Source organism: Clostridium sp. AM42-4 (assembly GCF_003480105.1).
In the GTDB taxonomy this organism is placed as follows: domain Bacteria; phylum Bacillota; class Clostridia; order Lachnospirales; family Lachnospiraceae; genus Brotaphodocola.
In genome coordinates this window covers 61,890-74,703 of the sequence record NZ_QUIK01000010.1, presented here as the reverse complement: position 1 = coordinate 74,703, position 12,814 = coordinate 61,890, and the positions used below count along the sequence as shown (strand labels likewise).

Genomic DNA, 12,814 nt, shown 5'->3' with positions numbered 1-12,814 from the left:
TGTGTTCTTTGTCAGCAGAAGCATTACCAGGATACCTGAATACCCTGGGCAGTGACTTCAGCCGCCAGACCATTGCTTTCCAGTACCTCTGTCAGACGGGGCCAGTAGACCTTCTGGGGAAAGTTGTTCAGATGCTCCTGAGAAACAGCATCTTCGCCCTGCTCAATGCAGATATCACCGTCTTCCCGAAGCGTCAGTTTGCTGTGTCCACGGGAATTAAGGTCGGAGATCAGTGCTTCCAGTACAGAGCGTCCCTGCGTTTCATACCAGATACGGGGATCAACAGGCTGCCTGTTCGGAGGTGTTGCATCATCCTCGTTTGTTTCTCCGCCGACCTTGGATAGCGGAATGATCTTGACCATATCGCATTTGATATTGGCGTTCTGATCCAGTGTCACATCAGCGTGATCAAACTCGTCAATGCCAAACACACGGATGCGGCCGGTACCGCCATTGCGGATCAGCTGCTCCGGCTGCTTTTCACACCACTCGAAGGTGGCTTTCGGATAAGCAGAGCGCAGATATGCCAGAATACGATGGTTGGTGTGGCGAACCAGCAGGTCATCGGAGCTGGTGCTACCCAGATCAGGGATCTCAAAACTTCTTGTCTGGATGCCTTCTGCATGGAGCTGTCTGGTGCGCTGCTGACGCTGGCGACGCCGTTTAGCCTGCTGCATATAGGGGAGCAGCAGGATCAAAACTACCCACAGTCCCCAGAGAGTGAAAACGCCCAGAAGCAGCCAAACCTGCCAGGGCCCGCGTACCAGAGCCATAATTGCGATGACTGCACCAATCAGGATCGTGATGCTACCGCTCAAAAGTCCTCTGTCATTATTCATGTTTGATACCATCCTTTTTTCTGAATTTGTTGGAGAACAAAAAAAGAGGGACCGCACCAAGCTTTCAGTTTCATTCTGAAAAACTTGATACGGTCCCTCTTGGGCGCCGAAGTAAACTACTCCGGCAGGGATTCACGGTCGCCGTCCAATACCTCTGTGAGAGGCGGTGCGGGTTCCGCAGTAATGTCCGGGTCATTCTCCTGTCTGTTCGCTGCGGCGGGCTGTTTGGGGAGGAAACCAAAGTCATTTAGACTGACCTTCAGCTTCTTTTCCAATTTACCGTCCTTCATGCGAACATCTACCAGCCGCTGTGAGCCGGCAAGCCAGATCATACTGCCTTTTTTGACCTTGAATTGCATGAGCCGGGTGACATCTGCATCCCAGGCCCATACCTGATAGAACTGCGTCCAGTTTTTGGTGCGTTCCATCAGATCAAAGCATACATAGCTTTGTTTGGACTGGCTTTCTTTGGGTACAAGGTCGTTCATGACGCGCCCGAACACAAAAATCTGTGCCATAACACTCCTTTCTGCCATTGGCATTATTATCTATATAAAAAAGTGCCAGTAGTTTTTCGGCCCTAAAAGGGCGCAAAAAATCACTGACACTTGCATACAAACTTAACAGCGTGTGCAATGCAGGCTTTTGGCCTACGGTACAGATCAAAAAGACCTGTATTCCCAAATGGGATACGCACAAAAATCAATTACAGATACAGTATAGCACTGCATCTTGTGCCTGTCAAGATGTAAAACGCTATATATAGATTTGTAGCCAGTGACAAGTACGATATGTAGTAGTTGAAAAGGTTTTACTCTGTAAGATGGTTCATAACACGGTAGTAGTCATCCAATAGGTAGAACTGAGTCTTTGTTGGGGATGCCGTTTGATAGTCAAAGATCAGACCGTACAGGCTGCCGGTACCATCTACTCCCAGAGGACCAAACCAGCAGGACATTGTATGGCCGTTGAAATACCATAGCTGCAGGTCATTATATTCCGATTCGGTAACGAGTCCTTTGCGTGCCAGCCGAAGGGTCTCATCTTCACTGATCAAAGGATGGGACAGAAAATGGCGGTAAAGAATATCGGACATACCAAGTGCCTGCTGGTAGGTAAGCGGGTTGGGATTGTTCAGCCACCAGCGGGTCAGCGCTTCAAAGTCATGGATGACTGGGCGGGGCGTAAGGCTGCGGAATTGTTTTAGAAAAGCGGTTACTGTTTCCGGAGCAGCTGGAGCCGGTACGGGTATTTCCTGCACACAGTTATTGAGAAAGGCAAACGCGATTTTCTCACCGGTTTTGTCCTCCAGTATCAGTCCGAAGCGTGACAAAGGGGCGAGCAGGAAATGCTCCAGCGCAAAGTTTTCCTCCAGAAAGCGATAGACTTTATATTGTTCAATGGTATGGGGTTTATACATAGGAAACCCTCCTTTCCTTGATCTACCCAATAAATAGGGACAGAAGGAATGTATTCTGCAAAATATAAGGAAATCAGGCGTTGGTCATTGTGATTTGCAAAATGCCCTTTAAGAAAGCGAGGTGGCTCAAAACCACCTCGCATTTTTAGGATTCAGAGGACGGATCGGGATGCTCCTCCGGCTCGCTGATTGCTTCATAGCCCAAAAAGCTGTTCGTTGAAAGTGCTGCGTCCAGATAGTCATTTCCAACGACAGGCCGTGACCCTTTCTGAAAGTAAAATCGGTAGGGCTCGCCTATTTTAAGCAGGGCCGATTTACTGAGAAGCAGTGTGATCTCTATGCCATGGCTGTCTATCAGATGTACTTTGCGGTAGCGGCGGAGCATAGGTGTACTGATACCGGCGCAGATGCCTTCCACTACCTCGTAGTTCTTATGTGCTGCAGTCGCCCAGATTCCTCTACAGGATATAAGACAGGCGCAGAGTACGACAATCCCCAATGCCAGCAGGATATGATCTTTAGTCGCCACGCAGATGATGACGCTGATTCCCGCACTGGCGATTCCGGCCAGCAGAGTGAGCAGAAACTTTCGCTGCAATACAGTGGGAAAAAGAGTCCATTGTTTCATCATGCTCATACCCTCTCAAAGATAATCTGCTGCCGCAGATAAAGATTGGCAACGGCTAATGTTACCGGCTTGCTGCTCTGGCTGATTTTGACCATGCTTGCAATGTTGTCACTGGTGGTCGTTTCATCTCCGTAGAGGGAATCCAAAAGCGCACATTCATTGGGGAGGCGGGAAATATTTTTATCTATGCACTTGATGATCTCTGCAGTGGAGAGCAGGGCTTGTCCGGCAAGGCGCATGACCAGAGCTTCGTATTTGGTGCGTTTATCTTTCTGGAACAGTTTCCGCGCAGCGGATACCGGAACATGTGCCAGCAGCGTCAGCTTGACAAAAGAGGCGAGCCGGAGGAAGAACGGTCCGCTGGTTGGGATAATGCTGAGCGAACCAAGCAGGTCATACAGAGCATCGTATTCTGTTTCACCGCTGCCGGATACCAGAAGACCGCGGGTAAGCAGTCGGTTTGTACAGTCTTCCCAAGAACGCTCGGTACAGTAACCGGATGCGGTGGCTAGCTTTTCGTATTCTTGTGCGATGTCATCCCAGCGCAGGATTCTCCAGTTGAGCATGCTCCAAATCACCATTTCCTGCATATCGACCATGTATTCCTGACCGCCTAACAGGATGATTGGACAACTGCGGTTGCAGCCGTTTGTCCTTCGTTCAAACCGGCCGACCGCAGTGTATAGGGTTTTGATTGCCATATTTCGATACCTCCTTTTTATACATATCCCTTACTGTTATTGATGCTGATTTTCAACAAATCAAAGCAGGCAGGTCAAAAAGTCAGGGTCGTTGCGAAGTTTTTCCAGTGAGCGGGAAATCCAGGCACCCACATGGGAAGGAGGGACTTGATAGAGGGCGGCGATGTCTGTAATGCGCATTCCCTGAACCTTCAGTGCTAGCGCTTCGATGCCGAGTCTGGCAACGCCCTGATAGTTCTGTTTGCTGGCTTCCAGCAGATCAAGGGTCTCCAGACGAGAAAGGTGGGAGTCAAAATGGTCGTCGGGCTGGTCTATCTGTTCTCCATCTGCAGCCAGTTCGCCCTGTTCTCCGATGATTAGCCGACTGATGTGCCGTCCCTGACTACATATTTTGCGGCAGTAGGAGAGGAGTCCATTTTTCACAACCTTTTTGGCGTAGGTTGAAAACTGTGCCTGTCCGGCATGGTAGGTAAAGGCGGCCTTGCAGAGCCACAGGCACCCTTCCTGAAACAGATCTCCATACTCCAAACCACAGATGCCGGGATTTACATGGATGTTGTTGACAATGACCCAGTGAACGATGGACAAGTTTTTTTCTACCAGAGTCTGCTGGTCTTTGGTAAGCTTAAAGTTTTGCTTCATCAGGCTTCACCTCCGTTCAGGCAGCACGCCCGGATGTGTACGCCGGAGCCTGCTGACAGAGGGAAATGACTTGCTCACACATATATTCGGAAAACTGGCCGATGTGAGTCTGGCGCGCATCCAGCCCCAGCTTGGCTTGCAGCCAGATATAGACCTCCCATTTTTCCATATGGCAGTCCTGCTGCAGTTTTTTTAGGGCACGATGGGCCAAAATGCGTTTGTGGCGCAGATCGCCATTCGCCAGTGTCCCCATTGGGAGCAGTGTGCGCTCATGAGCACTGACATAGGCATTGCAGGCCGGCCATCTGTCGCAGACATACAGGTACTTCCCTCTGGTTTGCGGGGTAGATCCATACACAAGGCTTGCAGGTCGAAGAGAAGCGTGCGCATGACAGTACGGACATTTGATTTGCTTTTGTTTCAATAAAATCACCTCCATTACGCGCCGATGACGGCGGCATTGCGTCTTAACAGGCAGAATCATCCGAAGTAGTTATCCCGGTCTGGGCATAGCTGTAAAAATGGACATACATGGTCCGAAGAGGTATGCCATTCCAGAAACTTGGTATAAGCAGTCCGGAACGAGCGGCACTCCAGAATTGCAGAGCATTCTTCGGGGTCTACTGCTTCTCCACTCAGCTTCCGCACTGTCTGGACGGACAGAAAGATCGGCTGACAGCCTGCGTCTGTTGCCATCAGGAACCCCTCACAGGATGCCTGCCGGATCATTGGACAAAGTGAACCGCTGCAGCGGATGAACAGGGCGTTACGCCAGTTACCCCGGACTGCCTGCAGAAAGGAATAGAACTGACACGGTTTTTGATTCATGCTTTCACCTCCGTTACAGTACATTTGCATTTCTAAAAATAAAAAGGGGGCCAGCTGCAGAAGTTCTGCAAACTGGCCCCTGATTTGGTGCTTAGGAGAACAGACTTTCAATCTCCTCAGTGATGCGGGGGATGACCGTATCGTTGAAGATGAGGGTCAGAGCCGACAGGAGCAGCGCACCCAAAACTACGGCGATAATGATCTTGACGGCGTCCGAAATGTAAAAATCGCCGCGCTGATTGGACAATGCCATACGGCCGCAGTTGAGCAGATAGTTGGCTTTGGTATAGATACGGGTCGTGAATTTTCTCATGGGTAACCTCCTGTTATATGTTTGATGATTGAGTGGATGGTATATCAAGTCCACCGTCTGTTAAGCGCGGCGGATAGGCTTGATCAGATTGTTCTTGTTGGAACGGGGCCGGTTCGGATATGCTTTAGGCCGTTGGAACAGCAAGCAACGAAAGCGGCGTTTTTTGGTGCCGGTATCATTCGGCGGATAAAATTTCTTTTTGGGCATAGGCATTCTCCTGTAAAAAATGAAGCCGGGCTGATGAAACAGTTCGGCTCGGTTCAGATGAAAAGAAATGATGTGCCTACCGCTATGGAAAATCGCTTGGGTACAAATGCTCACCTCCCTGTGTATCTGTCTTCCATATGAGGAGCAGGTATGAAAACGCCCGGAAGTACCATGGCGGATGCCGATTAGCCAAAGAACGCCCCGAGCGAACTCATAACCTCGGTACAGAGCACCACCAGGTAGATGATCATAATGCAAATCAGCATCATCATAGAGTAGCGCTGAATCTTTTTGGGGCGCTTGGCAGCTTCCTTTTTCAGATTGTTCTGCTCGATCTGACGCATATCGAAGGTAATCATTTTGAAGTACATCCGCTGGTCATCACCGCGCAGGACACCAATCAGGCCACGGATCACATCGGATAGCATGGGGCTGCCAATGCGGGTTTCAAATCGAATGAGAGCATTTTCATAGTTGCCGGTCTTCATATCAGCAATGGTCTGATCCAGTTCGGCACCGAAGTCTTTCCCAGCCACACGGCGGTAGGAAGTCAGGATTTTAAGCACATCCCTATCATTTTCAAGGCTTTGTCCGACGGTCAAAGCAAATCGGGGAATCTCGCCCTCGATCAGTTTGCGGCGTTTTTTAACAAAATCAAAGGCTGCATAGTAGGTTGAAAACCACAGTGCCACCGCAAGGCCAATCAAAATAGGCACCAGCAGTGGAATAAGAAATGCCATGGGGATGGCACACAGGCCAACTGCCCCTGCAGTTACCCAGGCTCTGGCCGTATAGACCTCTGGGGTAAGCTGCAGACCTGCAATGTCCAAAGCGCGTTGCACCTTATTGCGCTTGAGCCGGTCCAGCCGCAAATAAGGGGCGATCCAACCGGCGATTTTTGTCACATAGACATCAAGCAGCTTTTCGTTTTTGGTGCCTTGCTGTTTGCGGGAGAGCATCATCATTTGTGAGGTCTTCTTGGTCGGGATGTCCACAAAGGCGCAGGTCAGGTTGTAAACGGCAAAACCGAAGAAGATGATGGCGATGAGCGCCAGAAAGGTCATACGCTGTCACCTCCATATTCGATGGGCTTGCTCAGTTTCATGATCTGGGTCAGCGCAAACAGGATGATGGCTGCGCAGATCGCCAGTGCAATTTTGCCCGGTGTGGTGAAGATAAGGGTGTGGAACCAATCCTCATTCAAGAAATAGAGCAGCGGCACATTGGCGATAACCAGAAATATCATAGTGATGGCTTCACGTCGCGGCCCTTGCATCATTGCCTCCAGTTCCGACTGCACCACACGCACATCGGAGAATTTCTGGTTGATGGTAGGAAGGGTATTCTTCATACTGCGGTCGGACTGGCACTGGATGAGGGTGCCGCACCATTCATGGAAGACCCGGTTGGGAATCTTCATCTTCAGGCTGTTGATAGCGCTGGTGATGTTGGCATTGATCAGTTCCGCTTCATAAACGAAGGCTTCAAAGTTGGCTTTTACCGGCTCATTGATATAGGGCAGGTTTTCCTTGACAGAACGGATCAGATCCTCGGTACGCAGGTAGGAAGTCGTGATGATGGAAATAGCGGTTTCCAGTTCTTCATTCAGGTGCTTTTTATAGCTGGCGGCAGTGCTGCGCAGATACCAGATCGGTATAAGAGAAAAACCGATACCCAGAATGGGCACCATGTACACATTCCCAATCAAAAGGGCAAGTACAGCCCCCACAGCGAACAGGATCAGGGACAGTCGTTTTACCGCTTCATAGCGGTCCGCCCGTCCAGTGCCCTTCAAGATCTGTTTCAGTTCGTAATCCTGATTAAAAAAGCCCTTGGCTGGTGTACCCAGAAGAACATTCAGTTCATCCGACAAGGTGGCGGATTTTCGCTGGGAGCGGAAGAGGGCGTCAATAAAATCACCCGGCTTCACACCAAACAGAGCCAAAAGCCCGGCACTGAGCAGGATAAAACAGATAAGATAGATCCATTGCAATTAACCCACCTCCTTTGGCGGCTGCATGAATTCTTCCAATTCCTTGTTGGAAATGCCATTGTCCAACAGCCTTTTTTTTAAGGAATCGGAGATCAAGCCGATTTTTTTATGGTGCCCCACCACACGGGTTTCACCACGGTCATCAGTTACATTGTCCTCCACTTCATATTTGTATAGGGAATGGGCGATCAACCGCCCGTCCTGGTAGTCCTCGCCCTCGATGATTTCCATGATCTTACGGGAACGGTCCTCCAGCTGCTTGGTAAAGACGATGATGGGATACGCCTCTACCATGATCTGCATGAGGATGGAGTCATCCATGTTGTACTTGCGTTTGGCAAGGGTCATCATCCTGCGGTAAGTACTGTTGCAGGAGTTGGAGTGGATGGTGGTACATACAGTATGGCCGGTACGGGAACTTTCGGCTGCGGACAGGCTTTCTGCCGCTGACCGCATTTCACCTACACCGATGACATCCGGATGCTTACGCAGCACCCGCTCCAGAAGAAAATCCTGATTGATGTTCAACGCAGGGTTCTCGCTGGGGCGGGTCAGCAGATGTACTACGGAATTAAGGATATTGCCCTGCGCATCCCGCTTGACCAGATCAAATTCGCGGCTGCCTTCTTCAATGGTAATAAGGCGCCGGTTATTGGGCACATTGGACAGCAGCCAGGCCATGATCGTGGTTTTGCCGGAGCCGGTGGAGCCAGCAATGCAGACGGACACCCCATATCGGATACAGGCAGTCAGAAAGTGAAGCATTTCAGCGGTGGCACTGCCGGAGTTCAGCAGTTTTTCTTCACTGACGGTCTGTTGGTTGACAATACGGATGGAGGCATTGACGCCTACATCTGCATCCACAATGGGAGTTTTGTCCACCGAAATGCGGATGTTCTTGTCCAGAAATCCCACAATGCTGGGCATGGTGTCATCAATGACCATGCCGCAGGCGTTGAGCATCCTGCGGATCACATCGATGGCGTGCTGGGGCGAACTGAATTTATCAGGGATCTTGATGCTGCGCCCACTGGATTCGATTACTTCAATGTCGTTGTAGGCATTGATGTTGACCTCCTCAACACCGGGTTTATAGATCCATTTCTTCAAAAAGGAGTAGCCGGCCATATCCTCATAGAGCTTGGAACACAGTTCTTTTGTAGAGAGCCCGTCAAGGGCATACTTTCGCTTGACAATGTAGTGTTCCATCAGTTCTTTGAGCAGGCTTGTGGCACGCTCTGCATTGCCTTCCCCGGCTTCGGCAATGGTGGAAGCATGGTTTTCGGCAAAATACCGCTGCACATCCTCCAGTACCTGGTCATAGGTCAGCTCCTGATTGGCGGCCGGTGTGAAGAATATATCATTCAAATTACTCATCGGCATCCTCCTCACATTCATACGCCGCATCATCCTCTGACTGCTCGGCCAGTTCCATTTGCTCCAGAATTTCCAGTACCTTGTTCAGTGAAGCAGTGTATTTGGGGTTACAGTAGGTGATAGCCTTGAACATACCGCCTTCGGTAGCACATCGGTCGATCTCCTTACTGTAGGGAAGCAGGCCGTCAAACCCGCCAATGATATAGCCCATTTCATCCAAGGCGTGGAAGGGACGGGCCAGACCGGCGAATGTCATATGCTCAGAAAACCGGAAGCGCTCGTCCACAAGCAGAGGTTGATGGGCTTTCAGGTAGTTGATGCCCTTTAGGTCCGGGGTGAGGATACGGATGACCACATCGCCGGCTTCAATGGCGGCGGGAGTGAACACATTGGTCATGCTGGTGCTGCAGTCCAGAATGACGAAATCTACCAGTTTGGCGGCAGCATGAATGAGCTGCAGTACCATGGTATATTTGACCTCTGGGTAGCTCAGCGGGTTTTCTCCTGCCGCATAGCCCATCATCCCAATGAAGGGATAGTTTTTCAGCACTGTCACATGACTGGCAACCAGAGATGTATCAATCTCCACACTGCTCAAAACCTGGCCGATAGAGGTATTGGTCTGGATGATCTGCTCCGGCAGCCAGACCGGCAGCATAGGGACATTCATATCGGCATTGATAATGATGGCTTTCCGCTTGTCCCGGGTCAGGGCTTTGGCCAGAATACAGCAGAACATGGATTTGCCGCTGCCTGGGCTTCCCCAGACGGTGATAACTTTACCCATAACGAAGATCCTCCTTCCTTGATTTGATTATTCTGCCGAGGGTGCAGTTTCATTGGTGGATTGTGCAGTCTCTGCATTTACCGTTTCCTGGGGTTCACCTTCAGCGTCAGAATTTTCCGTATCTGCAGCTTCTTCCTCAATCAAAGTTTCGGGGAAGTAGATTTCCTGCAGAGTCTTATCCTGCTCGGCAAGCAGCTCATCTGCCAGTTTGTCATTGTTGCGGGAGATAAGAGCCACATGAGCTACGCCGTCATTTTCAAGACCGGTAATGATCTTCGCCTGTTCAGGGCTTGCCAGCACAGTGATGGTGGCTGACTGCTGTTTTTCTTCATCCTCCGTGGGCTCCTTGGCATTATCCACATTGATGCCGTCTGAGTCTGTGACGGACAATACTTTGACAAAACGCAGTTCCGGTACTTCGGCCGCCGTATCAAGAAAGTGGTAAATACGGATGATGTCACCGGGCTGAAGCTTGTCAGAGAGGCCGGAAGCAAGTGTTTTAACGGTCAGCGAGATAGCAACCTTACCGGAAGGGATGCTGTTGAGCGCCACATCGGACGAAACCGGTACAGAGCTGATCTTGCTGGTAAGGATATAGTCACCCACAGCCAAGTCGGCGGTAGCGTAAAGACCATTTACATCAGAGAGCTGATGGGCGATGTTGGAGGGGAGGTTATAGCCCCCTACCTCAACCACCTCGGCATTTTCTGACGAGATTTGCTCGCCTTTCAATACCGGCTGGGTGATACGGACGATTTCCTCTTTTCCATTGGTCTGACGGGCGATGGTTGGAAGTGCCACGAAGGCGATAACTGCCGCCAACAGCAGAGAGAGGATACCGAAGATGAATCGGTTATTCAGTTTCATAAGCGTTGTCTCCTATCTTAAAATAGTTGGGCCAGGGTCGCTGTACAGCAGCCACAGGCGAGAAATGGCAGGAACGGGACAGCAAGGGGCTGCCCAGTTCGATAAAGCCGCCTGAGAAGAAAGATCACAGGCATTGCGGTAACAGCGGCAGTCAGAAAGACCAGTGCCATGCCGGAAGGGCCATAGACCAGCCCTAATATCCCGCAGAACTTGATATCCCCGCCGCCCAGGCCAGTGCCGTTTGTTGCCAGTGCAGCTGCCAATGGAATACAAAAGCCGAGCAGGGCGCCTACCAGGGCATGGGTAGCGACCGGCCAGAGGAAGAGCGGCGGGAGCCCATGATTTAACAGGAAATACCCCTGCAGGACCGGCGCCAAGGCAGCTAAGGGGATAAAAAAGACGAGTGCCCGGTCAGGCACCCGTCTGTAAAGCACATCGTAGACAGCAAAGCCGGCCACCACAAAAAATATGGTAAGCAGGTAAGCTGTCCAGAGGTTATTCTCGATTGGTATACCAGTCATCATAAAGGCTCCCTTGGATCGAAACATAGTCATTTAGGTTGATGGATAACATGCCGTCAGGAGTCCAGGTATCCCACACCTGTGTATAGATGGTGTAGTCGGTGGCATCGGGGAACCACAGCGGTGTGAAATGCACTGTCCGGTCATAGGTAGAAAACTCGTTGGGCTTGAAGATGAATTTTGCACTTTGGCCGCCGGAACGCTGCAGAAGCCGCAGATAGGTCTGATACTGGAACTCAGGAAATACGGAAAAAGCGGTTTGAGGATAAGTAATGTGGCTGGTCGGGGCATCTGTGGACAGCGTTGCCCGCACTTCGGTTTTAACGCCGTACCCGCTTTTCATCGTCTTGCCGGATGCTGTGGGTACAATATCGTCTGGCATTAGGGACATCTCGCCGCTGATGGAAGCGGAGTAGCCCGTATATTCGTATTCCCAATATCCTTCATCAACCCAGTGCCCGCCATCTTCACCGTGGTCGCACCATACCCATACAGGCACCCAGTAGCAGCTCCAGACGCCCCAGTTGGCAGTGAGCTTCTGCGTTTCACTGGGGAGGGGCGGCACAGAGTAGCCGGGATTCGTGTCGGTTGCCACAGGGTCAGGCGGAATGTGCTCATTCAGATCCACGATCTTTGCGACAAAGGTATCCTGAGCGGTATAGGCGCCGCTGACAGATACTGTAATGGTCACGGTCTGTGGGGTGGAGGGGGTATGCCATTTGACCCAGACTACCTGACTGTCACCGGCTGGGATCACTATATCATTGACCCGGTAGGTGATGCCGAGGATATGGAAGGTAACCGATGCCGGATTATCCGGCGTCAGATCCTGATCTGTCCGCAGTGTGACGGCGGTGATCACATCCGTATCTACTCGGTATTCGACATCAGGGGCCTCAATTTCTCCTTCCGGCGGAGCTTCATCAAACCAGACGATACCAACGCCAAGGGTGCTGATGATGTCGGAATTGTTCTGCTTTCCAGTGGTGCTGCCTGTCCAGGCGGAGATGCCAAGGTCGCTGAATTCCAGGAACATTGACAGCGGCAGATTTTTATGGGTAAGCGAGGTCATGGTTTTCCGCAGATTGCCGCCGGACATCTGATCATACAGGCCGGCTTCAGTAGCTGTCATACAGTAGTACTGGCCGTTGTGTGTGAAATAGGCAATGGGCTCGATCAGCAGCTTGTACTCGCCGGCAATCATCCGCTCATAATCGACTCCGGCTGCCTGAGCGACCATCATGCACGCATATTCAGAACAGAAATACCGTTTGATGGCTTCGATGTTGCTCTGCCCCTTACTGCTGACGATTGTGGGCATAGACTGTGTAGGTCTAATGCAGGAATAGGCAACGCCGGACTGGAGGGAGAGACCGGCGCCGCCCAGGTATTGCAGTTTGTTGACTTTCCCAAAATGGAGAAGATTGGTCTTCTGTGTCCGGTTTGAAAAGTCCAGCGGAGAAGATACGGCAGTTCCGCTGGATGCGTCAACAACAGTAATACGGACGCCATCGTTGCCTGAATTCCAGAAGTTGCTGCTTGTGCCGTGACCCATGCTGCCACCGCCGCCATCTATGTTTCCATTTCCGCCCGTTGCAAAGGCAGAGGAGGGGAATAGACAGAAAACAAGGGTAAAGCAGCATAGGAAGGCGAGAAGTCGTTTCAAATACATCACGCTCCATTCCTTTTGA

Annotated in this window: 17 protein-coding genes; all 17 read right to left on the bottom strand. The window is 51.0% G+C overall.

The features are described 5' to 3' along the window. Positions 1-23: 23 nt before the first annotated feature. Positions 24-839, bottom strand: coding sequence for a hypothetical protein (locus tag DW922_RS09620; protein ID WP_118523210.1), 816 nt, complete (start codon positions 837-839; stop codon positions 24-26). Between the two features lie 116 nt (positions 840-955). Further along, on the bottom strand, positions 956-1,357 hold the full coding sequence (locus DW922_RS09615) for a single-stranded DNA-binding protein (RefSeq protein ID WP_050624186.1): 402 nt from the start codon (positions 1,355-1,357) through the stop codon (positions 956-958). A 293-nt stretch (positions 1,358-1,650) separates the two neighbouring features. After that, complete coding sequence (locus tag DW922_RS09610) at positions 1,651-2,259, bottom strand: hypothetical protein (protein WP_118523209.1); 609 nt, start codon at positions 2,257-2,259, stop codon at positions 1,651-1,653. A 145-nt stretch (positions 2,260-2,404) separates the two neighbouring features. Continuing rightward, positions 2,405-2,890: a hypothetical protein gene (locus tag DW922_RS09605; protein WP_330663246.1), complete on the bottom strand. Its 486-nt coding sequence runs from the start codon at positions 2,888-2,890 to the stop codon at positions 2,405-2,407. Between the two features lie 2 nt (positions 2,891-2,892). Beyond that, positions 2,893-3,588, bottom strand: a complete 696-nt coding sequence (locus DW922_RS09600) for a hypothetical protein (protein WP_117497652.1) — start codon at positions 3,586-3,588, stop codon at positions 2,893-2,895. A gap of 60 nt (positions 3,589-3,648) precedes the next feature. Then, positions 3,649-4,230, bottom strand: coding sequence for a sigma-70 family RNA polymerase sigma factor (locus DW922_RS09595; protein ID WP_118502042.1), 582 nt, complete (start codon positions 4,228-4,230; stop codon positions 3,649-3,651). 16 nt (positions 4,231-4,246) lie between these two features. Continuing rightward, the gene (locus DW922_RS09590; protein ID WP_118523322.1) at positions 4,247-4,669 is read right to left on the bottom strand and encodes a zinc-finger-containing protein; all 423 of its coding nucleotides are present in this window, start codon (positions 4,667-4,669) and stop codon (positions 4,247-4,249) included. A gap of 41 nt (positions 4,670-4,710) precedes the next feature. Continuing rightward, on the bottom strand, positions 4,711-5,058 hold the full coding sequence (locus tag DW922_RS09585) for a hypothetical protein (RefSeq protein ID WP_118523207.1): 348 nt from the start codon (positions 5,056-5,058) through the stop codon (positions 4,711-4,713). Positions 5,059-5,149: 91 nt separating this feature from the next. Then, positions 5,150-5,371, bottom strand: coding sequence for a DUF6133 family protein (locus DW922_RS09580; protein WP_118552417.1), 222 nt, complete (start codon positions 5,369-5,371; stop codon positions 5,150-5,152). A gap of 60 nt (positions 5,372-5,431) precedes the next feature. Continuing rightward, a complete protein-coding gene (locus DW922_RS17810; protein ID WP_006873413.1) occupies positions 5,432-5,578 on the bottom strand; it encodes a hypothetical protein in 147 nt (48 codons plus the stop codon). A gap of 185 nt (positions 5,579-5,763) precedes the next feature. Then, positions 5,764-6,642 carry a hypothetical protein gene (locus DW922_RS09575; protein ID WP_050624192.1) on the bottom strand — a complete coding sequence of 293 codons (879 nt, stop codon included), beginning with the start codon at positions 6,640-6,642 and terminating at the stop codon, positions 5,764-5,766. Further along, on the bottom strand, positions 6,639-7,571 hold the full coding sequence (locus tag DW922_RS09570) for a hypothetical protein (RefSeq protein ID WP_118523206.1): 933 nt from the start codon (positions 7,569-7,571) through the stop codon (positions 6,639-6,641). The genes DW922_RS09575 and DW922_RS09570 overlap by 4 nt, the downstream gene beginning before the upstream one ends. Beyond that, positions 7,572-8,948, bottom strand: coding sequence for a CpaF/VirB11 family protein (locus DW922_RS09565; RefSeq protein ID WP_029465907.1), 1,377 nt, complete (start codon positions 8,946-8,948; stop codon positions 7,572-7,574). Further along, the gene (locus DW922_RS09560; RefSeq protein ID WP_003499635.1) at positions 8,941-9,735 is read right to left on the bottom strand and encodes a hypothetical protein; all 795 of its coding nucleotides are present in this window, start codon (positions 9,733-9,735) and stop codon (positions 8,941-8,943) included. Before DW922_RS09560 ends, DW922_RS09565 begins: the two co-directional genes overlap by 8 nt. Positions 9,736-9,762: 27 nt before the next feature. Continuing rightward, on the bottom strand, positions 9,763-10,602 hold the full coding sequence (locus DW922_RS09555) for an RcpC/CpaB family pilus assembly protein (protein WP_118523205.1): 840 nt from the start codon (positions 10,600-10,602) through the stop codon (positions 9,763-9,765). A 17-nt stretch (positions 10,603-10,619) separates the two neighbouring features. Further along, the gene (locus DW922_RS09550) at positions 10,620-11,126 is read right to left on the bottom strand and encodes a prepilin peptidase (protein WP_118523204.1); all 507 of its coding nucleotides are present in this window, start codon (positions 11,124-11,126) and stop codon (positions 10,620-10,622) included. Continuing rightward, positions 11,098-12,795 (bottom strand): hypothetical protein, encoded by a 1,698-nt coding sequence (locus tag DW922_RS09545; RefSeq protein WP_118523203.1) that lies wholly within the window; start codon positions 12,793-12,795, stop codon positions 11,098-11,100. The genes DW922_RS09550 and DW922_RS09545 overlap by 29 nt, the downstream gene beginning before the upstream one ends. Positions 12,796-12,814: the final 19 nt, after the last annotated feature.

Coding starts and splice junctions, on each gene's coding strand:
- DW922_RS09560 (WP_003499635.1), bottom strand. CDS start 9,735: ATGGGTAAAGTTATCACCGTCTGGGGAAGCCCAGGCAGCGGCAAATCC.
- DW922_RS09605 (WP_330663246.1), bottom strand. CDS start 2,890: ATGATGAAACAATGGACTCTTTTTCCCACTGTATTGCAGCGAAAGTTT.
- DW922_RS09585 (WP_118523207.1), bottom strand. CDS start 5,058: ATGAATCAAAAACCGTGTCAGTTCTATTCCTTTCTGCAGGCAGTCCGG.
- DW922_RS09550 (WP_118523204.1), bottom strand. CDS start 11,126: ATGATGACTGGTATACCAATCGAGAATAACCTCTGGACAGCTTACCTG.
- DW922_RS09590 (WP_118523322.1), bottom strand. CDS start 4,669: ATGGAGGTGATTTTATTGAAACAAAAGCAAATCAAATGTCCGTACTGT.
- DW922_RS09580 (WP_118552417.1), bottom strand. CDS start 5,371: ATGAGAAAATTCACGACCCGTATCTATACCAAAGCCAACTATCTGCTC.
- DW922_RS09620 (WP_118523210.1), bottom strand. CDS start 839: ATGAATAATGACAGAGGACTTTTGAGCGGTAGCATCACGATCCTGATT.
- DW922_RS09595 (WP_118502042.1), bottom strand. CDS start 4,230: ATGAAGCAAAACTTTAAGCTTACCAAAGACCAGCAGACTCTGGTAGAA.
- DW922_RS09600 (WP_117497652.1), bottom strand. CDS start 3,588: ATGGCAATCAAAACCCTATACACTGCGGTCGGCCGGTTTGAACGAAGG.
- DW922_RS09555 (WP_118523205.1), bottom strand. CDS start 10,602: ATGAAACTGAATAACCGATTCATCTTCGGTATCCTCTCTCTGCTGTTG.
- DW922_RS09615 (WP_050624186.1), bottom strand. CDS start 1,357: ATGGCACAGATTTTTGTGTTCGGGCGCGTCATGAACGACCTTGTACCC.
- DW922_RS09610 (WP_118523209.1), bottom strand. CDS start 2,259: ATGTATAAACCCCATACCATTGAACAATATAAAGTCTATCGCTTTCTG.
- DW922_RS09575 (WP_050624192.1), bottom strand. CDS start 6,642: ATGACCTTTCTGGCGCTCATCGCCATCATCTTCTTCGGTTTTGCCGTT.
- DW922_RS09565 (WP_029465907.1), bottom strand. CDS start 8,948: ATGAGTAATTTGAATGATATATTCTTCACACCGGCCGCCAATCAGGAG.
- DW922_RS17810 (WP_006873413.1), bottom strand. CDS start 5,578: ATGCCCAAAAAGAAATTTTATCCGCCGAATGATACCGGCACCAAAAAA.
- DW922_RS09545 (WP_118523203.1), bottom strand. CDS start 12,795: ATGTATTTGAAACGACTTCTCGCCTTCCTATGCTGCTTTACCCTTGTT.